Raw genomic sequence first — 24688 nt, forward strand, 5'->3', positions numbered from 1 at the left:
TGGCCGCTACTCCGATAACCACATTGCAACGATCCTTGAACTACGACACTCCGCCCGGCCTTGAAGTCGCGGCTGGCAGCCAAGGCAAGATCGTCCGGCTCTCGGGCCAGTGGACGGCGCTCGCGCTCGCGCGCGACCGTGCAACCGGACATGTGATACCGCAACTGCGTTCGCTCGAAGGCGCCGAAGGCATCGGCCAGTGGGATCTATCGCGCATCGACCGGATGGACCACGTCGGCGGCCAGGCGCTGTGGCGCGTGTGGGGCCACAGAATGCCGCCCGACACCGAACTCACCGACACGCAGCGCGATATCTTCGAGCGCATTGCGTTGCTCGACACCGTCCGGGAGACGGCGGAGCCGGTCGTCAGATTCGATCCGTTCACGCGGCTCGGCCTCGGGCTGTTTTCGTTCTTCGAGCATTTATACGGCGGCGTGGCTATGCTGGGTCGCGTCGTGCTCGATCTGCTGGCGATCGCGCGCAAGCCCGCCCTCACGCCGTGGACTGAAATCTCAGCGAATATCTACAACGCCGGCACCAGGGCGCTGCCCATCACCGCGCTGGTCGCGTTTCTGATCGGCATCGTGCTGAGCTATCTGTCCGCGCAGCAATTGAGGCTCTTCGGCGCCAATCAGTACATCGTGAATATTCTCGGGCTCTCGGTGATCCGCGAACTCGGGCCGGTGCTCTCGGCGATTCTGGTCGCGGGCCGCTCCGGCTCGGCAATCACCGCACAGATCGGCGTGATGCGCGTGACCGAGGAACTCGACGCCATGCGCGTGATGGGCATTCCGCACGGTCTGCGGCTCATCCTGCCGCGCGTGGTGGCGCTCGGCGTGGCGATGCCGCTACTCGTGATGTGGACGAACATCATTGCGCTGAGCGGTGGGGCACTCGCCGCGAAGATTGTGCTCGGCATCGACATGAGTTATTTCGCGCGCGCGTTGCCCGGCGTCGTGCCGGCTGCGAACCTGTGGATCGGTCTCGGCAAGGGCGTCGTCTTCGGAATGCTGATCGCGATCGTCGGCTGCCACTTCGGGTTCCGTATCAAAGCCAATTCGCAGAGTCTCGGCGAAGGCACGACGACCTCGGTGGTGACGTCCATCACGATCGTGATTCTCGCGGACGCCGTGTTCGCGATTCTGTTCCAGAACGTGGGGCTCGGATGATCGCGCCGCTAACTCAGGCCGTACGCGGCCAGCCGATGCCTTCCATCGCCGAGCCGGTGATCGAGGTGATCGACGTCACGAAGCGCTATGGCCGCAACGTAGTGCATCAGCATGTGAATCTGGACGTGCGGCGCGGCGAGATCGTGTCGATCGTCGGCGGGTCGGGTTCCGGAAAGACCACGCTCGTGCGACAGATTCTCGGGTTGGAGCGGCCAACTTCGGGAACCATCAAGCTGTTTGGCGAAGACCTCGCGACCATTTCGCCCGAAACCGCGCTGCTGATGCGCAGCCGCTCCGGCATGCTGTTTCAGCGGGGCGCGCTGTTTTCGTCGCTGTCGGTGTTCGACAACGTCGCACAGCCGGTGCGCGAACTCGGCAAGGTGCCCGAAGACCTGCTGCGCGACATCGTCATGCTGAAACTGGAGATGGTCGGGCTGCCGTGCAAGCACGCGTCCAAAATGCCTTCGGCGTTGTCCGGCGGCATGATCAAGCGCGTAGGCATTGCGCGCGCGATTGCGCTCGAACCCGAACTGCTGTTTCTGGACGAGCCGACCGCCGGGCTCGATCCGCAAGCGTCCGACGAGTTCGTCGAACTGATTTCGGCGCTGCATCGCGCGCTCGGCTTGACGGTCGTGATGGTCACGCACGATCTCGACACGATGGTCGCGCTTTCCACGCGCGTGGCCGTGCTGGCGGACCGCAAGGTGCTGGTCGCCGCGCCTGTGGAAGAAGCGGCCGGCGTCGATCATCCGTTCATCCGCGAATATTTTCTCGGCTTGCGCGGGCGCCGCGCCTTGCAGGCGTTGCCGCCCGAGCGCCGCGCAAAGCTGCCGCGCGCGGCGCTTGAGCCGGCATCGTCCGAATTGCCGCTGTGAATCAGGGAAACTAGGGAACCTGGCAATGGAAAACAAATCGCATGCGTTCTGGGCAGGACTCTTTACGGTCGTCCTGCTGGCCGCGATTGCAACGGCGGCTTTTTTGTTCAATGTCGACCGCGCGGTGCGCGTGCCGTACGATCTGATTGCGCGCACCAACGTAACGGGTCTTTTTACCGACGCGGCCGTGCGCTACAGAGGGCTGGACGTCGGCAAAGTGCAGTCGATCAAATTCGACCGCGATCATCCGGGCCAGATCCTGATCCGTATTCTCGTCGACACGCATGCGCCGATCACGCATTCCACGTTCGGCAGTCTCGGCTTTCAAGGCGTGACGGGGATCGCGTTCATTCAGCTCGACGACACGGGGCGCGATCCGTCGCCGCTCGCCTCGTCGGCGAAGCAGGTAGCACAGTTGCCGATGCGTCCGGGCTTGCTCGACCAATTGCAACAACGCGGCGACGTGCTGTTGAAGAAACTCGAAAAGGTCACGGACGACGTCGACAATCTGTTGTCGCAGGAGATGGTCGACCAGTTGCACGGCACGGCGGCCAGCATCCAGAAAGCCGCGGACGGCGTCGCCACGCTCACGCAGCAGATGGCGCCGGTGGCCGGCAAGCTGCCCGCCACCATCGACAAGCTGGATAGCACGCTCGTCTCGACGAACCAGTTGATCACGAGCCTGAATCGTGCGGATGGTCCGTTCGAGACCAATCTGAACAAGGTGGGCACCGCGGCTCAGCAGGCGGGCGACGCGCTCACCGCGATGAACGGCTCATTGCAGGATCTGTCGGCGCGGGTCGGTTACGACACGTTGCCGCGGGTCAACTCGCTTGCTGAAGACGTGCGCTCCGCCGCGCGCTCCGTGGACCGCGCCGCCGACACGTTCAGCACCAGCCCGCGCAGCGTGCTGTTCGGTGCGCCGGCGGCGGCGCCGGGCCCCGGCGAGGCTGGTTTCACGTGGCCTGCCGCGCGCGCCGCACAATGAATCTGAAGGTTTGAAGAAAGGAACATCGTCATGTCACGCTCCATTCACCGCTTGTTGTCCTCGCGTGCCGCGCGCGCGGGCGCTGTTTGCGCGACGCTGCTTGCGTTCAGTCTGCTGGCGGCAGGCTGCTCCAGCACGCCGACCGCGCTCGCGGACATTCGGTACGACTTCGGGCCGCCGAAGCCTGCAGCGTCTGCGGGCACGCAATCGGCGGTCAAGGTGCTCGACGTGAGCGCGCCGGAAATGCTCCAGTCCGACAAGCTCGTGTACCGGCTCGGCTATGCCGACGCGCAGCAGTTGGCCGCGTACGCGAACAGCCACTGGACGATGCCGCCTTCGCAGTTGCTCACGCAACGTCTGCGCGGCGCGCTCAGTTCTCGCGGCACGGTGCTGACGGGCGCCGACGGCGTCGCCGCGCCCGTACTGAAGGTGGATCTGGGCGAGTTCGAACAGGTGTTCGACAGCCAGTCGCAAAGCCATGCAGCGGTGACCGCGCGCGCCACGCTGACGCAAAACGGCAAGGTGCTGGGTCAGCGAACCTTCATCTCCAGGGCGCCGTCGAGTACCGCCGACGCTGCAGGCGGCGCGCAAGCGCTCGCCACCGCCAGCGACGACCTCGTCGCGCAAATCGCCGCCTGGCTCGGCGTTCAGGCGCTGGTCGCCGCGCAATGACCGGCGCGCAGCGCACGCAACGGAGCGCTGCATGAGCGAAAGATCGTGGCTGCGCCGTCCGTCGGTGCTTTCGCGGCAAGCGCTGCTGCTGTACACCGTGCTGATCGTCTACGGTTCGTGGTATCCGTTTTCAGGTTGGCGCTCGCTCGGTCTCACGCCGTTCGCCTTCCTTTCCGATCCGATGCCGCAGTATCTGACGGCGTTCGATGTCGTCACGAATGTGCTCGGCTATATGCCGTTTGGCGCGCTAATGGTGCTTGCGCTCTATCCGCGCTGGCGCGGGCCGCTCGCGGTCGCGTTGGCTTTCGTGCTCGGCGGCTTGCTGTCGGGCGTGATGGAAGCCGTGCAAACGTATTTGCCGACGCGGGTCGCGTCCAACCTCGACCTCGCGGCCAACGCGCTCGGCGCGCTGCTTGGCGCGGCGATCATGTCGCCGGCTACGGGCGCGCTGCTCGACCGCGGGTTGCTGCGACGCTTGCGGCTCATGTGGTTCCACCGTGAGAGTGCCGCGCTCGCGTGTCTTGTCGCGGCCTGGCCGTTTGCGACGATGTATCCGTCGCCGCGTCTCTTTGGGCTCGGTAACTGGCCGCGCGCGCTGTGGACGCGAGTCGATTCCACGACGCAAGATGCCCTGTTCGCGTGGACGCCGGCCGGCTGGCACGTCGGCACATGGCCCGCGTGGGTCGCCGCCTGGCTGCCTGACGATGCCTGGGAAGCCCTCATCACCACGCTCAATCTGTTCGCCGCGCTTGCGCTCGCGTCGTTGACGATACGCCGTCATGCGCCGCGCGTGCGGCTGTTGCTGCTATTTATCGTCGTGGCTCTTGGAGTGAAGGCGGGCGCTACGTTCTTGCAGTCGCAATCGGGCCTCGCCTTCGACTGGGCGACGCCAGGCGCGCTCGCGGGCATCGGCTGCGGCGCGGCGCTCGGGCTCCTGGCGCTGCGTCTGCGGCGCAGATCGCGCACCGCGCTGGCGGCGGGCGCACTCGTCGTGACGCTCGTGTTCGTCAACCTGTTGCCGGTGAATCCTTATTTCGATGTCGTGCTGGCCGACTGGCGGCAAGGACGCTATCTGCACTTCAATGGCCTCGCGCGCTGGCTCGCGTGGGTGTGGCCGTACGCGGCGCTCGTGTGGCTAGCGTTCGTCGTCGAACGCGTTTGGCTCAGGCGGCGCACGAGGCTTGAGTCGAAGTAGGCGCTCCTGCAGCGTCAGCGATGGGCCTCTTGCTCGCTATAATCGTTCGCAAGCGGTCCTTCGCAAACGACCTCCGCAAGCGGCGCGGCCAACGGCTCCTCCGCAACAAAGTGCGCGCCGCTGCGCCCGACTGCCTTCTGCTGCACTATTGCCCTTCTGACAGCCTCGCTCTTCGTACAACATGGACTCCTTCTACAAGTACCACGTCTTCTTCTGCCTCAATCAGCGTGAACCGGGCGCAGAGCGTCCGAGTTGCGCGAACTGCAATGCCCAGGCAATGCAGGAATACGCGAAGAAGCGCGTGAAGAAACTCGGCCTCGCCGGCCCCGGCCAGGTGCGCATCAACAAGGCAGGTTGCCTCGACCGCTGCGAACTCGGCCCGGCGCTCGTCGTCTATCCGGAAGGCGTCTGGTACACGTATGTCGACGAGAGCGACATCGACGAAATCGTCGACTCGCATCTGGCGAACGGCAAGGTTGTCGAGCGTCTGAAGATCGATCAATAGGCGCCGCGATGAACGCACATACGAAGAAGTATCTGATCGACGGCCCGGTAGGCAAAATCGAGGTCGCGCTCGATCTGCCCGACGAGACGCGCGAAAACGGCGCGGCGCCGCGCGGCATTGCGCTCGTCGCGCATCCGCATCCGCTCTTCGGCGGCTCGATGGACAACAAGGTCGCGCAGACGCTCGCACGCACGCTCGTCCAGTTGAACTACGTGACGTATCGCTCGAATTTTCGCGGTGTCGGGCAAACGCAAGGTGAGCATGACGCGGGCATCGGCGAGCGCGACGATCTGCGTGCGGTGCTCGACCACATGCGCGCGCAACCGGGGCACGCCGATTTGCCACTGGTGCTTGCAGGTTTCTCGTTCGGCACTTTCGTGATGTCGCATGTGGCCGCAAAGCTGCGCGACGAAGGCAAGGAGATCGAGCGGATGGTGTTCGTCGGCACCGCCGCGAGCCGCTGGGACGTGGCGCCTGTGCCGGAAAACACGCTCGTGATTCACGGCGAGACTGACGAGACCGTTCCCATTCAATCCGTTTACGACTGGGCGCAGCCGCAGGAATTGCCCGTGGTGGTGATTCCGGGCGCAGAGCATTTTCTGCATCGCAAGCTGCATATCCTGAAGCGGATCATCGTCGACGCCTGGCGGTAAGTTGCCGCGCGGCGCGCGTTTTCCGGGGTACAGGTACGCGCAAACGCCTGGCTATTCACCAGTCATTGCGCGAAGTTCGGGGAATACCACGCGTATAATGGGCGCTCTTTTTTGGGCGCAGCACGGCCTGTCCGGCAGTTCGCGCGACGCGTAACTTCTTTTCACGCGCGCAGCGGTGCCGGCTACGAGTGTGCTGCGCGAACCGATCGCGTGGCCGGAAGTCCAATGGGCGCTCAAGCCGTTACGTTTAGTCGTCACGGCCAGTCGCTCGCCGACCGGCTCTTCCAAACTCTGCGCCCTGCGCGCGTTGAATATATCTGCACGAACCGACCCTATGCGTTTTTCCACCTCCGGCCGCACGTCTTTTCCCTCCGTTGCAAGTTTTGTTTCTCCCACGCTAAGCCGCGCATTGACGCTCGGCGTCGTGCTGCCCGCCACGCTGGCGGCCAGCACTGCGTTCGCGCAAGTGCCGCCGCCGGCGGTGAATGCGCGTTCGTGGGTGCTCGTGGACGCGACCAGCAATCAGGTTCTGGCTTCGGGCAATCCCGATGAGCGCGTGGAACCGGCATCGCTCACCAAGCTGATGACTGCGTATCTCGTCTTCGAAGCACTGCAAACGAAGAAGATCGCAATGGACCAGACGGTGACGCCGAGCGAAGCGGTGCGTCGCGTGCGCACCGACGAATCGCGCATGTTCGTGGAGGCAAACAAGCCCGTGACCGTGCACGATCTGGTGTATGGCATGATCGTGCAGTCGGGTAACGACGCCGCCATCGCGCTGGCCGAACTGGTGGGCGGCAGCGAAGCGCAGTTCGTCAACATGATGAACACCGAAGCACAGCGCCTCGGCATGAAAAACACGCATTTCGCCGATGTGAACGGCATGCCCGACGCGCAGCACTACACCACGGCTGGCGATCTCGCGGTGCTGTCGGCGCGTCTGATCCGCGACTTCCCTGACTACTACAACATCTTCTCGGTCAAAGAGTTCACGTACAACAAGATCAAGCAGCCGAACCGCAACCGTCTGCTGTGGATCGACCCGACCGTCGACGGTCTGAAGACCGGCCATACGCAAGCCGCCGGCTACTGCCTGATCGCGAGCGCGAAGCGCTCGCTGCCAGGCACGCAGGACGCGTCGCGCCGCCTCGTCTCGGTCATGATGGGTGAGACGAAGGAACACGACCGGGTGCAGGACAGCCTGAAGATGCTGAACTACGGCTACTCCGCGTACGACACGGTGCGCCTCTACAAGGCGAGCCAGGTGGTGGGCACGCCGCGCGTCTACAAGGGTGCGCAAGACTCGGTGCAGATTGGCGTGAAGAGCGATCAGTACATCACCGTGCCCAAGGGCATGGCCGACAAGGTGAAGCCGCAAATCGAGCAGATGGATCCGCTGATCGCGCCGATCGCGAACGGTCAGCAGGTCGGTACCGCGAAGCTCGTCGCCGACGGCAAGGTGCTTGCACAGTTCCCGATCGTCGCCTTGCAGGCCGTGCCGCAAGCGGGCGTAGTGGGCCGCGTGTGGGATTCGCTGATGCTCATGTTCAACAAGAAAAAGTAAACACGGATCGCAATGACCGCTCTTCCTGATGTTTCGCTCGAGCCGATCGTTTATCTGAACGGCGAAGTGGTGCCTTTGTCCGAGGCGCGCGTGCCGGTGCTCGACCGCGGCTTTATTTTCGGCGACGGCATTTACGAAGTCGCGCCGCTATATGCGCACGCGGCCGGACGCACGGCTTTCCGCTTCGAACAGCATCTGGCGCGTCTGTCGCGTTCGCTCGAGAAGATCGGCATTGCCAATCCATTCGACAATGCAGGCTGGCGCGCGTTGATCGAGCGCGTGGTCGCGGCCAACGAAGCCGAGGCCGGTCTTGCCGCCAGTCAGGATGCGATCGCCTACATTCAGGTCACGCGCGGCGTCGCAAAGCGCGGCCATGCGTTTCCCGCGGGCGTCCAGCCAACGGTGTTCGTCATGGTTACGCCGCTCCATCTGCCCAATGCTGCCCAACGCGCGGAGGGCGTGCGTTGCGTCAGCGCGGAAGATCGCCGCTGGCTCAATTGCGACATCAAGTCTGTGTCATTGCTCGGCAATGTGCTGATGGCGCAATACGCCGCGGAAAACGACGCGTTCGAGACGGTCCAGTTCCGCGACGGCGTGTTGACCGAAGGGTCGTCGTCGAATGTGTGGGTGGTGAAGGGCGGAGCATTGATCGCGCCGCCGCGCAGTCACAAGATTCTCGAAGGCATTCGTTACGGGCTGATCGAAGAGCTGTCGGCGGAATGCGGTATCCGCCTGGAAGTGCGTGAGATCGCCGAAGCCGAAGTGCGCGCAGCGGACGAGATCATCATCAGCTCGGCCACCAAAGAAGTGCTGCCTGTCACGCAGCTGGACGGCCAGCCGGTTGGCAGCGGCAAGCCGGGTGCGGTGTTTGCGGCGCTGTATGCAGCGTATCAGCAAGCCAAGGCAAAAGAGGCGCAGCAGCAAGGAGCAAAAAATGAATCCGGCGAACGAATCACTAATTGAGTATCCGTGCGATTTCCCGATCAAGATCATGGGCAAATCGCACCCCGAGTTCACCGAGACGATCGTCACGGTGGTCCGTCAGTTCGATAGCGAAGTTGACGCCTCGCGCGTCGAGACGCGTCCGTCCAGCGGCGGAAACTACACCGGGCTGACGGTGACGGTGCGCGCCACTAGCCGTGAACAACTTGACGATATCTATCGGGCGCTGACCGGTCATCCGATGGTCAAGGTCGTGCTTTAAGGCGTCCCACTACGGCGCGACGCGCAATGCGTCCGCCGCGTCCGCTTTCCGGCCCGCGCTTGCGGCCGAGCCGGCCTCGCAGGCCCGGTCGAACAGCAGCTTGAACCGTCCCACCTCCGCAAAGACCCAGTCCCTGAACGCCTTCACCCGCGCTGTTTCCAGCATTTGCGGCGGGCAGATGAAGTAGTACTGCCACGGACTCGGCCCGTCCACATCGAACAGCCGCACGAGTCGGCCGGCCGCAATCTCATGCATGGCGAGCGAGCGGCGCGTGAGCGCGATCCCTTGACCGTCGATTGCCGCCTGCAACAGGTTCGACGAATCCTGATACAGCACGCCGCGCTTTGGCTCCGGCCATTCGGTAAGTCCGGCGGCGTCGAACCATGGCCGCCATAATTCGTCGTCGGAACGGAGTAGAGGAAGCTTCGCCAACTCGGCGGGCGTTTTCGGCAGGTTGCCACCGTTGAAATTCGGCGCGCATGCCGGGAAGAAAATTTCCTCGAGCAACAGTTCGGAGTAAAGCCCCGCATATTTTCCGTAGCCGAAGCGGATTGCCACGTCGACGTCGTCGCGCGCGAAGTCCGTGAGCGCGTTTGTGGACAGCAGTTCGAGATCCCATTGCGGGTGGGCTTCGATAAAGCTGCCGACGCGCGGCGTGACCCACCGCGCCGCAAACGACGACAGCATGGACACCACGAGCCGCCGCTCGCGGTCACCGGCACGGAGTTCGCGCGTGGCGTCGGACAATGCGGTTAGCGCAGAGCGCACGTGGTTGGCGTAGCGCCTGCCGGTTTCTGTCAGCCGCACGCGCTTGCCGTCGCGGGCGAACAGCGACACCCCGAGTTCCGCCTCCAGCGCCCTGATTTGATGGCTGACAGCGCCGTGCGTGACGAAAAGTTCGTCGGCGGCGCGCGAAAAGCTCTCGTGACGGGCGGCGGCTTCGAAGGCTTTGATCGCATTCAACGGCGGCAGATGGCGCAGCTCCATCGTAATATTTCTCACATAGAGGTGAAAATTGATCGTTTTGCGTAACCCCTTACTACGCCTACGATTGTAGCCATGAAACGACTTTTGGCGAGGGCATTATGCGAGAAGTTTCCTCTAGCATCGCGTATGAAATCCACGGTGGCGAAACGCTTCCCCTGAAGGTGGCCCGCAGCACGAAGCTGGTCGTGCGCGGCGGTGCGGTTTGGGTGACACGCAGCGACGACACCGAAGATTACTGGCTGCAACCCGGCCACACGCTGAGATTGCGGCGCGGCGAACGGCTGTGGATCAGTGCGGAAGGCACACCGCGCGCGACGATCGCGTTTTCAGTGCCCACGCGCTGCGACGAGCGTGCGCTTAACTGGTTTGCGCGAGTCGTCGAACGTTGGGCGGCGCGGATGCGCGGCGGCTGGCGCACCGTTTGATGGCGGGTGCCCCGGCAGCGGGGCGCGGCGACTCCCGGCGGGAATCGCCGGATTTCGGTAAACTGCGTGGATCATGTCCGTCCCGCCGGTTTCTTCTTCCCCAATGCCCGCCGCGGCGCCGCTCGTGCTGCGCTGGCGCGGCGGCGAACTCTACGAAGCCAGTTTCGATGCGATGCGCGCGTTCACCGACGCGCGTACCGTCGACACTCCCGACGAAATCTGGCTAGTCGAACATCCCCCCGTCTTCACGCTTGGCCAGGCCGGCGATCCGGCACATCTGCTGGCCGCCGACAGCGCTATTCCTCTGGTGAAAGTCGACAGGGGCGGGCAGATCACGTATCACGGTCCGGGGCAGGTGGTTGCCTACCTGCTGCTCGATTTGAGGCGTCGCAAGCTGATGGTGCGCGAGATGGTCACGCGGATCGAGCAGGCCGTGATCGACACCCTTGCGGCGTATAATCTCGCCGGAGAACGCAAGGCGGGCGCGCCCGGTATCTACGTCGCGCCCGGGCCGCACGCCGGGTTGCATGCCGGCGCAAAGATCGCCGCGCTGGGCCTCAAAATCCGCAACGGCTGCAGCTATCACGGCGTTAGCCTGAACGTGAAAATGGATTTACGGCCGTTTCTGGCCATTAACCCTTGCGGCTACGTGGGGCTCGAGACAGTCGATATGGCAACGCTAGGCGTTGTGGCCGGCTGGAACGACGTGGCCCACACCCTTGCAGCGTGCCTCACCGCAAACCTCGACGGCAATCCCGCGGCCGTCGCCCAACCGCAGGCCGGTGCGCTCACCGCCTGACTGGACCGAACGAATGACTGACGTTACCGCGAACCTCGCAACTTCTCCCGTGCCTGAAGGCGTGCCGGCATCCGCCGCCGCCTACGACGCCACCGCGAAGCAGAAGGCGCAAGCCAAAACCGCCCGCATTCCTATCAAGATCGTTCCGATCGAAAAGCTGAAAAAGCCGGACTGGATTCGCGTCAAGGCCGCGACCGGCAATTCGCGCTTCTACGAAATCAAACAGATTCTGCGCGAGCACAATCTGCATACGGTGTGTGAAGAAGCGAGTTGCCCGAACATCGGCGAATGCTTTGGCAAGGGCACGGCCACGTTCATGATCATGGGCGACAAGTGCACACGTCGCTGCCCGTTCTGCGACGTGGGCCACGGCCGCCCGGATCCGCTCGACCCGGAAGAGCCGGCAAATCTCGCGCGCACTATTGCCGCGTTGAAGCTCAAGTATGTGGTGATCACGAGCGTGGATCGTGACGATTTGCGCGACGGCGGCGCGGCGCACTTCGTCGAATGTATCCGTCAGACGCGCGAGTTGTCGCCTGACACGCGCATTGAAATTCTGACACCCGATTTCCGTGGTCGTCTGGACCGTGCGCTCGGCATTCTGAATGCCGCACCGCCTGACGTCATGAATCACAACCTCGAAACGGTGCCGCGTTTGTACAAGGAAGCGCGCCCGGGTTCGGACTACGCGCATTCGCTCAAGCTGCTCAAAGACTTCAAGGCGCTGCATCCGGACGTCGCGACCAAGTCGGGCCTTATGGTCGGCTTGGGGGAAACGGAAGAAGAGATCTTGCAGGTCATGCGCGATCTGCGCGAGCACGATGTTGACATGCTCACCATCGGTCAGTATCTGCAGCCTTCCGAACACCATTTGCCGGTGCGCTCTTATGTGCATCCCGACACCTTCAAGATGTACGAGGAAGAGGCGTACAAAATGGGCTTCACGCACGCAGCGGTGGGCGCTATGGTGCGCTCCAGCTACCACGCCGACTTGCAGGCGCATGGAGCCGGCGTAGTGTGAGTGTCAGGTGGCTGATCGGTCAGGTTGAAGAAAACCCGCACGTGTTGCGGGTTTTTTATTTCACGGTGGGCAAGCGCCTGATCACCGTAGTACCGCCGGCTCGAACAAAAACTATATTAGTTAGGCAAACGAATTATCAGACGCAGCAATTGAGGCCGCCACCATCGCGGTCGCGGCTCTTGACGGCCACATCGACATTGCGCCAAGGCCTGCGTCAGCTGAAAAGTTCGATGACAGGCCAGCCTCGCTCGTTCGCGATCGCACGCAAACGCGGATCGGGATTCGTCGCGACCGGATGCGTGACGCGTTCGAGCAGCGGAACGTCGTTGATCGAATCGCTATAGAACCAGCTTTGAGGAAAATCGTGCAAACGGTGGCCGAGCGAAGCTAACCAGCTCTCCGTGCGCGCGATCTTGCCTTCACGGAAAGTCGGGACGCCCACCGACGCACCCGTGAAACGGGCAAGCGGATCATCACCCTCCGTACCCAGTTCGATCCCAAGAAGATGCTCGAAGCCGAGCGCCTTGCCGATAGGCGCGGTAACGAACACATTCGTCGCGGTGACAATGCAGCAGAGGTCGCCTGCCTCGATATGACGCTGCACCAGTTCACGTGCGGCCGGCAGGATCGCCGGCGTGATCACTTCCTGCATGAATTGCGCATGCCACGTGTCGAGCTGTTCGCGCGAGTGGCGAGCGAGCGGCGCCAACGTGTAGTCCAGATAGGCGGCCATGTCGAGCGTACCGGCTACGTACTGCCGATAATATTCGTCGATGTCTTGCGCATGGCGCGCCGCGCCCTCTATGCCGAGTCCAGCGATAAAGTGAGCCCACGCCTGGTCGCTGTCGAGCGGCAGCAACGTGTGGTCCAGGTCGAACAGCGCGAGATTGCGGCTCATCCGTTGTCCTCGTGACAGGTGGTGGTAGCGTCACATGAACGGCACAGACGGTCACGCGACGATCCTCATCGTTGGCCGAGCGTATATTTAAAAGCACAAAATTACAATAAGGCAAAAATGTGCAACACTACTGTCATATACGCCCCGGGTGTCGTACGCGCGGCATGCGGTTCGAGTCATGGCAGCAGAGAATAAGAGCAGTGCCTTATGTTGATTCTCCTTAACCTTCTCGCCGGCGTGGCACTGCTTGTCTGGGGCTCGCATATCGTTCGCACCGGCATCCTGCGCGTACTCGGCGCAGATCTGCGCAGCATCCTCGGGCGAAGCACTCGCAGTCGTTGGCGAGCATTCCTGTCAGGCGTCGGCGTCACGAGCCTCGTCCAAAGCAGCAACGCCACGGCGGTCATCGTCACGTCGTTTGCCGCGCAAGGGCTCCTGCCGCTGACCAGTGGTCTTGCGATCATGCTCGGCGCCGACGTTGGCACCGCGCTGATGGCGCGAGTTCTTACCCTCGATCTATCCTGGTTGTCGCCAATCCTGATCCTGTTCGGCGTGCCACTGTTCCTGTCGCGCAAGCAGACGCGCACAGGCCAGGCCGGCCGTACGCTGATTGGTCTCGGTCTGATTCTGCTCGCGCTGCATCTGATCGTAGAGGCCGCGCAGCCCATGATGCAAGGCGCAGGCGTGCGCGTGATGTTCGGCGCATTGACCGGCGACACCATGCTCGACGCGCTGGTCGGTGCGGCCTTTGCAATGCTGTCGTATTCCAGCCTCGCGGCCGTGCTGCTCACGGCCACGCTTGCGTCGTCGGGCGTCATTTCGTTGAAGGTCGCATTGTGCCTCGTGATCGGCGCGAACCTCGGCAGCGGCATGCTGGCGTTGCTTGGCACCGTGGCGCAGAACGCGGCGGCGCGGCGGCTCGCTTTGGGCAGCTTCGCCTTCAAGCTGGCGGGCGCGATGCTGATCCTGCCGTTTGCACCGCTGCTCGCGCGCGGACTGCCGGTGCTGATCGCCAATCCGCGTGAAGCCACCGTGGGTTTTCATCTGATCTACAACGCGCTGCGTTGCTGCGCATGCCTGTCGCTGATCGATCCAGTTGCGCGCGTCTGCGTGCGGCTGCTGCCTGACCGGCCCATGCCGAACGGCGAACTGCGGCCGCTGCATCTGGACGAGGCCGCGTTGTCCACGCCGACGCTCGCGCTCGCGCATGCGGCGCGCGAAGTGCTGCGTATCGGCGACATCGTGCGGGCCATGCTCGACAACGTGGCGGAGCTGATTCATCACAACCATCTCGACAAGGCGCGCGAAACGATCCGTATGGACGACGACGTCGACGAACTCTACGCAGCGGTCAAAAACTACCTCACGTTGATCTCACGCGAGCAACTGGACGAAGCCGACAGCCGCCGCTGGACCGACATCATTTCGCTGACGATCAACCTCGAGCATGCGGGCGACATCATCGAGCGGATCGTGGGAGATATCGAGGAGAAGAAGATCGCTCACCGCCTGTCGTTTTCCGAAGAGGGACTCGGCGAACTGGACGATCTGCAGACGCGGCTAGTCAGTAATCTGCAACTCGGTCTATCCGTATTCCTGAACAACGATCTGCGCTGTGCCGAACGTCTACTCGCAGAAAAAGAGCGTTTCCGCGATCTGGAGCGCGCGTATTCATACAGGCATCTGGACCGGCTCACGGGGCAGACGCTACGCAGCATTGAAACGAGCGCATTGCATCTGGATCTGATCAGCGACATGAAGCGGCTCAACTCGCTGTTCTGCTCGACGGCTTATCCGGTACTCGACGCCGCCGGCGCATTGCATGACACGCGTCTGCGCAAGCGCGCGCTCGACACGATGCATGTGAAGGAATGAGCGGCACGCGTGGCGTGCAGCATGACGCTTCAGGCCAGCACGACCTCTTCGAGCTTCTTTTTTAGCGCCGTGAAATCGGCGGCGTCTGCGGCCTTCTTGTTGGTGACGAGCACGTCTATCCGCTCCACCGGGCAATACGAGATCCGGCTGCGCTGACCAATCTTGCTGTAATCCGCAAGGATCACGACTCGGTCGGCATTCGCGACCATGGCGCGCGCCACTTCGGTTTCCGCGTGGTCGTAGTTCGTCGCGCCATGCCGGTGATCGACGCCGACCGGCGACAGCAGCGCGAGGTCCGCCCGATAGCGCTGAATATCGAGCACGGTGGTGGCGCCCGTGGTTGCCATTGCGCGGTCGCTGATCGTGCCGCCGAGCAAAATCACTTCGTTGCCCGCATCGGCCTGTTCTGCAGCGCCGCGCAGCTTCAACGCGACGTCGATCGAATTAGTGACGATGGTCAAATTGGCGAGCTTCGCGAGCTCTTCCGCAAGTGCGGCGGTCGTCGTGCCCGCGTCGATGAACAGCGTCTGGCCGCTCGCGATCAACCCGGTCGCCGCCTTTGCAATCGCCGTCTTGGACTTGACGCGCATGTGCGCACGCTCGGCGATCGGCGCTTCGTCGGCGGGTTTGATGGCGCCGCCGTGTACCCGCCGTAATTCACCGAGCGCTTCGAGGTCGAGCAGATCGCGCCGGACCGTTTCGCGCGACACGCCAAGGTCCGCCATGATCCGTTCGGTCGACACCCGATGGAGCGTCGACACTAACGCGCGTATTCTCTGATGACGGTCTTCCTGCCACATGCATTTTCCTTGGATGCGAAGGCGCTCGCACAACGTGTCTTAGTCAGTGACATCGTGGACACGAATGTGTGTCCAGACGATGTCAAGGCTACTACTTTAGCCGCATTGTGTTGTATTTTTTTGGCAGCTTGCAAGTTTGTGTATTTGACTTTAGCCTTCGCAAATCGAAGCGCCGCGCTCGTTCGAAACTCGAATGTTCGAAAGGCAAAGTCTGATCTGTTCTTTCGTGCATTAGTGTGGCGCTTTTTGACAAGACCGCATGCGTTGAAGTGCTTCAATGCACTCTCCGCTTTCTTCTGGGTGAAAGGTGACCGGACGTGGGAAACGGGATCGATCATGCATCACCTGCAGACTGGCCATATCCGCCGCTCGTCGCGCACCGCTGCGGCGGCACGCTTGCGCCTGAGAACACCTTAGCGGGTTTCGATGCCTGTGTGCGCTACGGCTACCGCATGGTCGAGTTCGACGCCAAGCTTTCCGCCGACAACGAACTGTTCCTGCTGCACGACGACACGCTCGAGCGCACGACCAACGGCTACGGCGCTGCTGCCGACTATACGTGGGCGCAGCTCGCCATGCTCGACGCGGGCGCCTGGTACGGTCCGCAATTCGCAGGCACTCGCCTGCCGACGCTTGCCGATGCGGCAGCCCGTTGCGCGCGCGACGGCATCGCGGCGAACATCGAAATCAAACCCTGTCCGGGCCGTGACGAGATCACCGGCCGCCTCGTTGCGGATGGTGCGCTCAGGTTGTGGCAAGGGCAAACGCCGCCGTTGCTGTCGTCGTTCTCTTTCGACGCCCTTGCAGCTGCGCGCGACGCGGCGCCTTCATTGCGGCGCGGCATGCTGTTCGAGGAAGTGCCCGCGGACTGGTTGCGTATCGTGCGCGAGCTCGAGTGCGCGTCCTTGCATGCGAGCCATCGTTATCTGACGGAGCAACTCGTCGGCGAAATCCGCGAGGCCGGACTGCATGTGCTCGCATACACGGTGAACGATCCGGCGCGCGCGCAATTGCTTGCGCAGTGGGGCGTTGACATGATTTGTACAGATCGCATCGATATGCTGCAGCACGACATGCTTTGAGCTGTGAAACCGGCCAGAGCAGGGCGTGAGTGTGCACGCAGGCACGCGAAGGCGGCCGCAAAGGCCGACCAGGAGCGCACGCGATGGCGCAGGATTAACGCCGTTGAAGTCGAACTAGAAATTTTCCAAACGTAGCAACTTCGGCAGAGGATGGGGAAAACTATGAACCGCACCGTGTTAGCTCGCATACTTTCGATGTCGGCCGCCGCGGGCGTCGCAGCCGCCGGCGCGAGCAGCGCTAGCGCCGCGCCGCTCGACGCACTGATCGCCGCCGCGAAACAGGAAGGCCAGCTTACCGTGATCGCGTTGCCGCACGACTGGTGCAACTATGGGCAACTCGTCGCGGGTTTCCAGAAGAAGTACGGTATCAAGATCAACGAGCTGAATCCCGACGCGGGCTCCGGCGATGAAGTGGAAGCGATCAAGGCGAACAAGGGCAACAAGGGTCCGCAAGCGCCCGACGTGATTGACGTGGGTCTGTCGTTCGGCCCGAGCGCGAAGGCTGAAGGGCTGCTGCAGCCGTATAAGGTCTCTGCGTGGAACTCGATTCCCAAGGAATCGAAGGATGCCGACGGTTACTGGTACGGCGACTACTACGGCGTGCTCGCATTCGAAGTGAACGCCGACATGATCGACAAGGCGCCGTCCGACTGGAGCGACCTGCTCAAGTCAGACTACAAGAACGCGGTGTCGCTCGCGGGCGATCCGCGCTCCGCGAATCAGGCGATTCAGGCGGTGTACGCGGCGGGTCTCGCGCAAAGCAAGGGCGACGCGAGCAAGGCGGACAAAGCCGGCCTCAAGTTCTTCGCCGACCTGAACAAGAGCGGCAACTTCGTGCCGGTGATCGGCAAGGCCGCGTCGCTCGCGCAAGGCACGACGCCGATCGTCGTCCGTTGGGATTACAACGCGCTCGCCGATCGCGACACGCTGAAGGGCAACCCGAAGGTTCAAGTGGTGATCCCGAAAACGGGCGTAGTCGCGGGCGTCTATGTGCAAGCCATCAGCGCTTATGCGCCGCATCCGAACGCCGCCAAGCTGTGGATGGAATATCTCTATTCCGACGAAGGCCAGATCGGCTGGTTGACCGGCTATTGCCACCCGATGCGCTACAACGAACTGGTGGCCGCGAAGAAAGTGCCGCAGGCGCTCCTCGACAAGTTGCCGCCGCCGTCGTCGTATAAGAACGTCGTGTTTCCGACGCTCTCGCAACAGGACGCGTACAAGGAAACCATCACGAAGCATTGGGACGAAACGGTCGGCGCGAACGTCAAGTAAGCGCTGCTTCGACGTTTAGCGCGAGGTCGTACACGCCGCGCGCGTCGTCCCAGTCGGACGGCGCGCGCCGTTACCCAGAGTGCCGGACATGCCGGCGATGCGGCCAATGCGGGGAATACCCAAAGGGTGAGCTATGAGCGCTTCATCGGATGCTGGATCGGTGCAGCCGGATCTGCTGGTTCCGCCTGTGCCCACTCCAACGCCGCGCGTCGACGGTCCGGGCCGCGCGTCGCAGATGCTGGCCTGGATCGGCGTCGTGCCGTTCTTCACTTTCGCGCTGCTGTTCCTGATTCTGCCGACAGGCTTTCTGATGATCGGCGCGTTCCAGGATTCGCAAGGTCACTTCACGCTCGCCAACCTGCGCGACCTGTTTCAGCCGTCCGTGCTCGACGCTTACTGGATCAGCTTCAAAGTCAGCGCGGCGTCCGCGGCGGGCGGTGCGCTGATCGGCTCGCTGCTCGCGTGGGCGGCGGTGCAGGGCAAGCTGCCGGGCTGGATTCGTCCGACGTTGATGACGTTCTCCGGTGTCGCGTCGAACTTCGCGGGCGTGCCGCTCGCGTTTGCTTTCATCTGCACTTTGGGACGCGTCGGGCTCGTCACCGTGTTGTTGAAGAAGTATCCCGGCTTCAATCTGTATTCGACGGGCTTCAGCATTCTCAGCTTTTCAGGTCTCACGCTGACCTACCTGTACTTCCAGATTCCATTGATGGTGCTGATCGTCACGCCCGCGCTCGACGGCCTGAAGCGCGAATGGCGCGAAGCATGCGATTGCCTCGGCGGCACCGCGTCTCAGTACTGGCGCTACGTCGCGCTGCCGGTGCTATGGCCGAGCGTGCTGGGCGCGACGCTGCTGCTGTTTGCCAACGCGTTCGGCGCGGTCGCCACCGCTTATGCGCTGACCGGCAGCTCGTTGAACATCGTGCCGATTCTGCTCTTTGCGCAGATTCGCGGCGACGTCATGCACAACCAGAATCTCGGCTACGCGCTTGCGCTCGGCATGGTACTCGTCACGGGTCTGTCGAACGGCGGTTATATCTGGCTGCGCTCACGCGCTGAAAGGGGCCGCCGATGAAAAGCCAATCGCGCGTGGGAGCGTGGACCGCGATGGTGGTCGGTTCCCTGTACTTCCTGATTCCGCTGATCGCCACCTTCGAGTTCAGTCTGCGGATGAAGCGTGGCACATATAGCTTCGAAGCCTACAGCGTGGTGCTCGGCGATCCGCGCTTTCAGGCCTCGTTTGGTTATTCGATTCTGATGGCGCTGCTGACGATCGTCGTCGGCATATTGCTCGTTGTGCCGACCGCTTACTGGGTACAACTGCGCTTGCCGAAGCTGCGGCCGGTCGTCGAATTCATTACGCTGTTGCCGCTCGTGGTGCCGGCTATCGTGATCGTGTTCGGCTATCTGCGCATCTACAACAGCAGTTCGATTCTGCCGCTCACGAGCAACGAGCGCGCGACCGATCTGCTGCTGGTGTTCGGCTACGTGACGCTGTCTCTGCCGTACATGTACCGCGCGGTCGATGCGGGCCTGCGCGCTGTCGACGTGCGCTCGCTCACCGAAGCCGCCGAGTGTCTCGGCGCAAACTGGCCGACGATTCTCTTCAAGGTGATCTTCCCGAATATCCGCTCGGGCATTCTGTCGGGCGCGTTTCTCACCTTCGCGGTGGTAATCGGCGAATTCACGCTGGCGAGTCTGCTCGATCGGCCCGCGTTCGGTCCTTACCTGCAACTGATCGGCGCGAATCGCGCGTATGAGCCGTCGGCGCTTGCGATCATCGCGTTCATGATTACGTGGGCGTCGATGGGCTTGATCCAGGTGTTCGGCTCGGCCCGCGCGTTGAGCGGTCAAAAGGTTTGATGCAATGAGCTTGATCCACTGAGGCAGCGAATCATGGCATTTCTCGAGATCGAAAATCTGCACAAGTCCTTTGGGACGAACATCGCGTTGCATCACTTCGACATGAAGATCGAGCGCGGTGAGTTCATCACGTTCCTTGGACCTTCCGGCTGCGGCAAAACAACCGTGCTGCGGATGATCGCCGGCTTCGAAACGCCGACGCGCGGCGTCATCCGGCTCGATAACAAGGACGTCACGCATCTTCGTACGCGGCAGCGCAAGGTCGGCATGGTGTTTCAGTCGTATGCGCTGTTTCCCAACATGACGGTCGCGGAGAACATCGGCTTCGGGCTGAAGATCACGCACCGGCCGCAGGCGGAAATTAGCCAGCGCGTCGAAGAGATGCTGCACCTGATCAAGCTGCCGCAGCTCGGCGGCCGCTATCCGTGGCAACTGTCGGGCGGCCAGCAGCAACGCGTGGCGCTGGCGCGCGCGCTGGCCGGCAAGCCGCAGGTATTGTTGCTCGACGAGCCGCTGTCCGCGCTCGACGCGAAGATTCGCATTTCGTTGCGGCAGGACATTCGCGCGCTGCAGCGCGAACTCGGCATCACGTCGATCTTCGTTACGCACGATCAGGAAGAGGCGTTGTCGATCTCCGACCGCATCGTCGTGATGAACGAGGGGCGCGTCGAGCAGATCGGCTCGCCTTCGGAAATCTACAACTATCCTCGCACTCATTTTGTCGCATCGTTCGTCGGCACGCTGAACATTCTGGCGGGGCACGTGATCGATCCGGCGACCGGCAAGATGGTCGTGGACGGCCAGGAGTTGACCACTACGCAGGAACTGCCGGCCGGCGATGCGGGCAAGAAGCGCCTGCTCGCGCTGCGCCCCGAAGCGATCGTGCTCGAACCGGCGGCGCCTGGCCGCAACACACTGAGCGCGACCGTCGAAGAAGTGAATTTTCTCGGCGCGGTGGTGCGGATCAGGACGCGCGTGAAAGACGCGGTGATTTCTCTCGACGTGTTCAACGATCCGAATCGCGGTTTACCCGAACGAGGTCAGCCGGTGTCGCTCGGTTTCTCGCATGAGAATCTGCTGGTACTCGAAGAAGGCGGCGCTTAGGAAAACGGCAAAGCCCCGCCAGTAAAGGCTTCGGGTTTCCCCTGAGCTGCTGCCGAAGCGAATTCCGGTTTTCCCGACGCGGGCCGTCCGGATTTCCGGAATCCCGGATGGCACTTGCGATTAGGCGCAAGAAAACCTATAAAAATCAAAGGCGCGCGGCCTGCCTCAAGCTGGCATCGACCTTGCGAAATAGATAACGCGGCCGCAACGGTCGGACAACTAAAGCAAGGAGACAACGATGTCCGATTTCCCTTTCCGGTACTTCTGAATTCGTCGTCTTGTCGCGGCCTAATGCCGTGCACAGGCGTGACGATCATTCGTTCGCATGATGCGCAGCGTGGCAGGCCATAGGCTCACCCACATCGCAGGAACCATCGTGAAGAAACCTATCCACAAAGTGCTGTACGTCCAGGTGATCGTGGCGATCATCATCGGTATCGCGCTCGGACATTACTATCCGAATCTCGCCGTCGACATGAAACCGCTCGGCGACGGCTTCATCAAGCTCATCAAGATGGTGATCGGGCCGATCATCTTCTGTACGGTCGTGACCGGCATTGCCGGCATGGAAGACATGAAGAAGGTCGGGCGCGTCGGCGGCAAGGCGCTGCTGTATTTTGAAATCGTCTCGACGTTTGCGCTGGTGCTCGGCCTGATCGCGACGCACGTGCTGAAGCCGGGCGTCGGTTTCAATATCGACCCCGCCACGCTCGACGGCAAGGCGGTCGCTTCGTACGCCGCCAAGGCGCACGGCCAGACCACGGTCGACTTCCTGATGCACCTGATTCCGGACACGCTCGTCTCCGCGTTTGCACAGGGCGAGATTCTGCAGATCCTGCTGATCGCGCTGCTGTTCGGCGCGGTGCTCGCCACAGCCGGTGAGAGGGGCAAGGTCGTCACGAACTTCATTGAAGGGCTCTCGCATGTGCTGTTCGGCATCGTGCGCATCATCACGAAGCTCGCGCCGATCGGTGCGTTCGGCGCGATGGCGTTCACCATCGGCAAGTATGGTATCGGCTCGCTGCTGCCCATGCTGAAGCTGATCGGCACGTTCTATCTGACGTCGATCGTATTCGTGGTGGTCGTGCTCGGCATCATCGCGCGTGCGGTGGGCTTCAACATCCTGCGCTTCATTGCGTACATCAAGGAAGAGATGCTGATCGTGCTCGGCACGAGCTCGTCCGAAGCCGCGCTGCCGCAACTGATGCTCAAGCTGGAAAACCTCGGCTGCTCGCGCTCGGTGGTGGGTCTCGTGGTGCCGACCGGTTACTCGTTCAACCTCGACGGCACCAACATTTATATGACGATGGCCGTGCTGTTCATCGCCCAGGCGACGAACACCGACCTCACGTGGGCGCAGCAGCTCACGCTGCTGGCAGTGACGATGCTGACGTCGAAGGGCGCGAGCGGCGTAACGGGCGCGGGCTTCATCACGCTCGCCGCAACGCTGGCCGTGGTGCCGACCATTCCGCTGTCGGGCATGGTGCTGATTCTGGGTATCGACCGCTTCATGAGCGAATGCCGTGCGCTGACGAACATCGTCGGCAATGGCGTGGCGACTGTGGTCGTGTCGGCGTGGGAAAAGGAACTGGACCGCAACAAGCTGAACTCGGCGTTGCGCGGCGACGTGCCGGTCAAAGAGCCGGCCGGCGTTTAAGCCGGGCATCGACGCTCATTGTCTGAAAACGCGTGACGTTTGCGGCCGCGGACACCAGCACATGCAACCGGTGACCGCGCGCCCAACCGAAGTGCCGTCGGCCGGGGAAGCTCGCGCCGACCGCGCTTCGCCTTATGCCACAATATCCGATCACACCTCACCGGATATTGCCAACGTGACGCGCCGTCTGCTGATCCTCTTCGCGCTCGTCGCCGGGCTCGTCGCGGCGTGCGGGCTCACCTACAGCGTCGCGTGGCAAAGCGGAATCGACAGCTTGCGGCGCAATGCCGCCGGGCGCGTCGATCGCACCGCCAGTTCGCTCAAGAGCACACTTGAGCGCTATGAATCGCTGCCGTATCTGCTCGCCGAGCATCCCATCGTGCAGGACGTGCTGGTCGATCCGTCGCCCGCCAACGTCCAGCGCGCGAATCTCTATCTCGAAGATTTGAACCGCCACGCGCGCGCAACGGTGACCTACATCATTCCGCTCGACGGCTATTGTGTCGCCGCAAGCAACTGGCAAGGGCCGGGCAGTTTCATCGGCGCGGGCTATCTGTTCCGCCCATATTTCGTCGATGCCATCAAAGGCCACGTGGGCCGCTTCTTCGGCATCGGCACGATCTCGCAGGCACCGGGCTATTACATTTCGCAGCCGGTGCGCCGTGAGGGAAAAATCGTCGGCGTGGCTGTCGTCAAACTCGATCTCGAATGGTTTCAGGGCGCGGATGCATACGAGCCGCTCCTCGTCACCGACGATCACGGCGTGATCTTTCTGTCGTCCGTGCCCGCATGGAAATATCACACGATACGGCCACTGTCGGGCCAGGTCGCCGATTCCATCTATCAGGCCCGGCAGTATGCGCAGCAGCCTATTGCGCCGCTGCCTGTGACGATCGAGCGCAAGCTCGAAGGCGACGCGCAGATCGTGCGCGTCGGCGGCGGACGCTACGCGCCTCGCTATCTCGCATCGCGGCGCGGCATGGGCGAACCCGACTGGCATCTGATTACCATGGCGCCCGTTAGCCCGGTCGACGCTGACGCGCGCAACGCGACCATCGTCACGGGCTTCGGCTATGTGTCGCTCGTATTGCTCGCGTTCTACTGGAGAATGCGCCGGTCCCGCGTGCGCGAGGTGATGCGTAGCCGCGCGCTGCTGCAAAAGGCGTACGCCGAATTGAACCAGCGCGTTGCGGAGCGCACCGCGGATCTGTCGCAAGCGAACGAGCAATTGCAGAAGGAAGTGGCCGAACGCACGCGCGCCGAACAGGAATTGCGCGCCGCGCACGACGAACTCATTCAGGCGAGCAAGCTCGCGGCGCTCGGTCAGATGGCGGCCGGCATCACGCATGAACTGAATCAACCGCTCGCGGCATTACGCGGATTTTCGGACAACACGCGCGTGCTGCTTGAGCGCGGCGACCAGGCATCGGCGCGGGAGAACCTCGAAGCGATCGCGGCGCTCACCGAACGCATGGGCAAGATCACCAATCAGCTGAAGCTGTTCGTGGGACGCGCGCGGCCGCGCAGCGCGCGCGCTTCGGTCGTGCGGGCGCTGCGCAATGCCCTCGCGCTGTTGCAACAACGTCTGAAGCGTGTCGAACTCAACCTCACGTTGTTGGACGCGGAAAACGGCACGCGCGTGCCGCTCGATCTCGCCGACGATCATGCCGAACTGGTAGCCCACTGCGACGATCTGCGTCTCGAGCAGGTGCTGATCAATCTGCTGGGCAATGCGCTCGACGCGACCGCCGACATGACTCCGCCGCGCATTGCCGTGCAGATTGAAGTTGCTGCGGACAGCCTGTCGTTCGCAGTCAGCGACAATGGCCCGGGCATTGCCGAAGATGTCTTGCCGCATCTGTTCGAGCCGTTTTTTACCACGAAGGAAATGGGCCAGGGACTCGGCCTCGGGTTGGCGATTTCGTCGTCGATCGCGCGTGATTGCGGCGGCACACTGGTGGCGCGGAATGTGGCGAACGTCCCGAACGGCGGTGCATTATTTGTACTGACGCTGCGCCGTGCGCGCGTGCAGACGAGTCACACCGCGGACCCGCTCACCACGGGTTCGTGGATCCGATGA

24 protein-coding genes are annotated in these 24688 nt (G+C 62.7%); 21 read left to right on the forward strand and 3 right to left on the reverse strand.

Annotated elements, in window-relative coordinates; genetic code table 11:
* Positions 1-35 precede the first annotated feature (35 nt).
* From J2W46_RS23190 to J2W46_RS23235, 10 genes are all read left to right on the forward strand, one after another.
* Positions 36-1169 (forward strand): MlaE family ABC transporter permease, encoded by a 1134-nt coding sequence (locus tag J2W46_RS23190; protein WP_020067096.1) that lies wholly within the window; start codon positions 36-38, stop codon positions 1167-1169.
* A complete protein-coding gene (locus tag J2W46_RS23195) occupies positions 1166-2044 on the forward strand; it encodes an ABC transporter ATP-binding protein (protein ID WP_020067095.1) in 879 nt (292 codons plus the stop codon). Before J2W46_RS23190 ends, J2W46_RS23195 begins: the two co-directional genes overlap by 4 nt.
* 25 nt (positions 2045-2069) lie before the next feature.
* Positions 2070-3032 (forward strand): MlaD family protein, encoded by a 963-nt coding sequence (locus J2W46_RS23200; protein WP_020067094.1) that lies wholly within the window; start codon positions 2070-2072, stop codon positions 3030-3032.
* Between the two features lie 30 nt (positions 3033-3062).
* Positions 3063-3704, forward strand: coding sequence for an ABC-type transport auxiliary lipoprotein family protein (locus tag J2W46_RS23205; protein ID WP_310356556.1), 642 nt, complete (start codon positions 3063-3065; stop codon positions 3702-3704).
* A 31-nt stretch (positions 3705-3735) separates the two neighbouring features.
* Positions 3736-4899, forward strand: a complete 1164-nt coding sequence (locus J2W46_RS23210; protein ID WP_310356557.1) for a VanZ family protein — start codon at positions 3736-3738, stop codon at positions 4897-4899.
* Between the two features lie 181 nt (positions 4900-5080).
* Positions 5081-5404 (forward strand): (2Fe-2S) ferredoxin domain-containing protein, encoded by a 324-nt coding sequence (locus J2W46_RS23215; RefSeq protein WP_027804480.1) that lies wholly within the window; start codon positions 5081-5083, stop codon positions 5402-5404.
* A gap of 8 nt (positions 5405-5412) precedes the next feature.
* Positions 5413-6057: an alpha/beta hydrolase gene (locus tag J2W46_RS23220; protein WP_020067090.1), complete on the forward strand. Its 645-nt coding sequence runs from the start codon at positions 5413-5415 to the stop codon at positions 6055-6057.
* 334 nt (positions 6058-6391) lie between these two features.
* Complete coding sequence (locus J2W46_RS23225) at positions 6392-7621, forward strand: D-alanyl-D-alanine carboxypeptidase family protein (protein WP_088173208.1); 1230 nt, start codon at positions 6392-6394, stop codon at positions 7619-7621.
* 12 nt (positions 7622-7633) lie between these two features.
* Positions 7634-8584: a D-amino acid aminotransferase gene (locus J2W46_RS23230; protein WP_310356564.1), complete on the forward strand. Its 951-nt coding sequence runs from the start codon at positions 7634-7636 to the stop codon at positions 8582-8584.
* A complete protein-coding gene (locus J2W46_RS23235) occupies positions 8556-8825 on the forward strand; it encodes an HP0495 family protein (RefSeq protein WP_020067087.1) in 270 nt (89 codons plus the stop codon). The genes J2W46_RS23230 and J2W46_RS23235 overlap by 29 nt, the downstream gene beginning before the upstream one ends.
* Before the next feature lie 9 nt (positions 8826-8834).
* Here J2W46_RS23235 and J2W46_RS23240 read toward each other — a convergent pair whose 3' ends face one another.
* Positions 8835-9812: a transcriptional regulator GcvA gene (locus tag J2W46_RS23240; RefSeq protein WP_020067086.1), complete on the reverse strand. Its 978-nt coding sequence runs from the start codon at positions 9810-9812 to the stop codon at positions 8835-8837.
* Between the two features lie 98 nt (positions 9813-9910).
* Between J2W46_RS23240 and J2W46_RS23245 the strand changes: the two genes are divergently transcribed.
* The 3 genes from J2W46_RS23245 (at position 9911) to lipA (ending at position 12057) form a co-directional block, all read left to right on the forward strand.
* Positions 9911-10237, forward strand: coding sequence for a DUF2917 domain-containing protein (locus J2W46_RS23245; protein ID WP_020067085.1), 327 nt, complete (start codon positions 9911-9913; stop codon positions 10235-10237).
* A 73-nt stretch (positions 10238-10310) separates the two neighbouring features.
* Positions 10311-11036: a lipoyl(octanoyl) transferase LipB gene (lipB, locus tag J2W46_RS23250; RefSeq protein WP_310356568.1), complete on the forward strand. Its 726-nt coding sequence runs from the start codon at positions 10311-10313 to the stop codon at positions 11034-11036.
* Between the two features lie 13 nt (positions 11037-11049).
* Entirely contained in the window at positions 11050-12057 is a 1008-nt protein-coding gene (lipA, locus tag J2W46_RS23255) for a lipoyl synthase (RefSeq protein WP_020067083.1), read from the forward strand.
* 214 nt (positions 12058-12271) lie between these two features.
* Here the strand turns inward: lipA and J2W46_RS23260 are convergent, their stop codons facing one another.
* Positions 12272-12955 carry a histidinol-phosphatase gene (locus J2W46_RS23260; RefSeq protein WP_020067082.1) on the reverse strand — a complete coding sequence of 228 codons (684 nt, stop codon included), beginning with the start codon at positions 12953-12955 and terminating at the stop codon, positions 12272-12274.
* A 207-nt stretch (positions 12956-13162) separates the two neighbouring features.
* On the opposite strand from J2W46_RS23260, the gene J2W46_RS23265 reads away from it, so the two are divergent.
* A complete protein-coding gene (locus J2W46_RS23265; protein ID WP_087751008.1) occupies positions 13163-14830 on the forward strand; it encodes a Na/Pi cotransporter family protein in 1668 nt (555 codons plus the stop codon).
* Between the two features lie 29 nt (positions 14831-14859).
* On the opposite strand, the gene J2W46_RS23270 is transcribed toward J2W46_RS23265, so the two are convergent.
* Positions 14860-15630, reverse strand: a complete 771-nt coding sequence (locus J2W46_RS23270) for a DeoR/GlpR family DNA-binding transcription regulator (RefSeq protein ID WP_020067080.1) — start codon at positions 15628-15630, stop codon at positions 14860-14862.
* Between the two features lie 317 nt (positions 15631-15947).
* Here J2W46_RS23270 and ugpQ point away from each other — a divergent pair, with 317 nt between their 5' ends.
* The 7 genes from ugpQ to J2W46_RS23305 all read left to right on the forward strand — a co-directional run bounded on the left by ugpQ (position 15948) and on the right by J2W46_RS23305 (position 24688).
* Positions 15948-16712: a glycerophosphodiester phosphodiesterase gene (ugpQ, locus tag J2W46_RS23275; protein ID WP_310356576.1), complete on the forward strand. Its 765-nt coding sequence runs from the start codon at positions 15948-15950 to the stop codon at positions 16710-16712.
* Positions 16713-16874: 162 nt separating this feature from the next.
* The gene (locus J2W46_RS23280) at positions 16875-17987 is read left to right on the forward strand and encodes an ABC transporter substrate-binding protein (RefSeq protein WP_087751005.1); all 1113 of its coding nucleotides are present in this window, start codon (positions 16875-16877) and stop codon (positions 17985-17987) included.
* Positions 17988-18120: 133 nt separating this feature from the next.
* The gene (locus tag J2W46_RS23285; protein WP_310356579.1) at positions 18121-19059 is read left to right on the forward strand and encodes an ABC transporter permease; all 939 of its coding nucleotides are present in this window, start codon (positions 18121-18123) and stop codon (positions 19057-19059) included.
* Positions 19056-19847 (forward strand): ABC transporter permease, encoded by a 792-nt coding sequence (locus tag J2W46_RS23290; protein WP_020067076.1) that lies wholly within the window; start codon positions 19056-19058, stop codon positions 19845-19847. Before J2W46_RS23285 ends, J2W46_RS23290 begins: the two co-directional genes overlap by 4 nt.
* Positions 19848-19880: 33 nt before the next feature.
* Entirely contained in the window at positions 19881-20951 is a 1071-nt protein-coding gene (locus J2W46_RS23295; protein ID WP_310356582.1) for an ABC transporter ATP-binding protein, read from the forward strand.
* 376 nt (positions 20952-21327) lie between these two features.
* Positions 21328-22608: a dicarboxylate/amino acid:cation symporter gene (locus J2W46_RS23300; RefSeq protein WP_027804477.1), complete on the forward strand. Its 1281-nt coding sequence runs from the start codon at positions 21328-21330 to the stop codon at positions 22606-22608.
* 61 nt (positions 22609-22669) lie between these two features.
* Entirely contained in the window at positions 22670-24688 is a 2019-nt protein-coding gene (locus J2W46_RS23305) for a sensor histidine kinase (RefSeq protein WP_310356586.1), read from the forward strand.

The sequence above is a fragment of the Paraburkholderia strydomiana genome (assembly GCF_031456815.1).
In the GTDB taxonomy this organism is placed as follows: domain Bacteria; phylum Pseudomonadota; class Gammaproteobacteria; order Burkholderiales; family Burkholderiaceae; genus Paraburkholderia; species Paraburkholderia caledonica.

What these genes read in the sequence shown, in the direction of transcription:
- J2W46_RS23195 (WP_020067095.1), top strand. Translation starts at nt 1,166, where the DNA reads ATGATCGCGCCGCTAACTCAGGCCGTACGCGGCCAGCCGATGCCTTCC.
- J2W46_RS23200 (WP_020067094.1), top strand. Translation starts at nt 2,070, where the DNA reads ATGGAAAACAAATCGCATGCGTTCTGGGCAGGACTCTTTACGGTCGTC.
- J2W46_RS23205 (WP_310356556.1), top strand. Translation starts at nt 3,063, where the DNA reads ATGTCACGCTCCATTCACCGCTTGTTGTCCTCGCGTGCCGCGCGCGCG.
- J2W46_RS23210 (WP_310356557.1), top strand. Translation starts at nt 3,736, where the DNA reads ATGAGCGAAAGATCGTGGCTGCGCCGTCCGTCGGTGCTTTCGCGGCAA.
- J2W46_RS23215 (WP_027804480.1), top strand. Translation starts at nt 5,081, where the DNA reads ATGGACTCCTTCTACAAGTACCACGTCTTCTTCTGCCTCAATCAGCGT.
- J2W46_RS23220 (WP_020067090.1), top strand. Translation starts at nt 5,413, where the DNA reads ATGAACGCACATACGAAGAAGTATCTGATCGACGGCCCGGTAGGCAAA.
- J2W46_RS23225 (WP_088173208.1), top strand. Translation starts at nt 6,392, where the DNA reads ATGCGTTTTTCCACCTCCGGCCGCACGTCTTTTCCCTCCGTTGCAAGT.
- J2W46_RS23230 (WP_310356564.1), top strand. Translation starts at nt 7,634, where the DNA reads ATGACCGCTCTTCCTGATGTTTCGCTCGAGCCGATCGTTTATCTGAAC.
- J2W46_RS23235 (WP_020067087.1), top strand. Translation starts at nt 8,556, where the DNA reads ATGAATCCGGCGAACGAATCACTAATTGAGTATCCGTGCGATTTCCCG.
- J2W46_RS23240 (WP_020067086.1), bottom strand. Translation starts at nt 9,812, where the DNA reads ATGGAGCTGCGCCATCTGCCGCCGTTGAATGCGATCAAAGCCTTCGAA.
- J2W46_RS23245 (WP_020067085.1), top strand. Translation starts at nt 9,911, where the DNA reads ATGCGAGAAGTTTCCTCTAGCATCGCGTATGAAATCCACGGTGGCGAA.
- lipB (WP_310356568.1), top strand. Translation starts at nt 10,311, where the DNA reads ATGTCCGTCCCGCCGGTTTCTTCTTCCCCAATGCCCGCCGCGGCGCCG.
- lipA (WP_020067083.1), top strand. Translation starts at nt 11,050, where the DNA reads ATGACTGACGTTACCGCGAACCTCGCAACTTCTCCCGTGCCTGAAGGC.
- J2W46_RS23260 (WP_020067082.1), bottom strand. Translation starts at nt 12,955, where the DNA reads ATGAGCCGCAATCTCGCGCTGTTCGACCTGGACCACACGTTGCTGCCG.
- J2W46_RS23265 (WP_087751008.1), top strand. Translation starts at nt 13,163, where the DNA reads ATGTTGATTCTCCTTAACCTTCTCGCCGGCGTGGCACTGCTTGTCTGG.
- J2W46_RS23270 (WP_020067080.1), bottom strand. Translation starts at nt 15,630, where the DNA reads ATGTGGCAGGAAGACCGTCATCAGAGAATACGCGCGTTAGTGTCGACG.
- J2W46_RS23280 (WP_087751005.1), top strand. Translation starts at nt 16,875, where the DNA reads ATGAACCGCACCGTGTTAGCTCGCATACTTTCGATGTCGGCCGCCGCG.
- J2W46_RS23285 (WP_310356579.1), top strand. Translation starts at nt 18,121, where the DNA reads ATGAGCGCTTCATCGGATGCTGGATCGGTGCAGCCGGATCTGCTGGTT.
- J2W46_RS23290 (WP_020067076.1), top strand. Translation starts at nt 19,056, where the DNA reads ATGAAAAGCCAATCGCGCGTGGGAGCGTGGACCGCGATGGTGGTCGGT.
- J2W46_RS23295 (WP_310356582.1), top strand. Translation starts at nt 19,881, where the DNA reads ATGGCATTTCTCGAGATCGAAAATCTGCACAAGTCCTTTGGGACGAAC.
- J2W46_RS23305 (WP_310356586.1), top strand. Translation starts at nt 22,670, where the DNA reads ATGCAACCGGTGACCGCGCGCCCAACCGAAGTGCCGTCGGCCGGGGAA.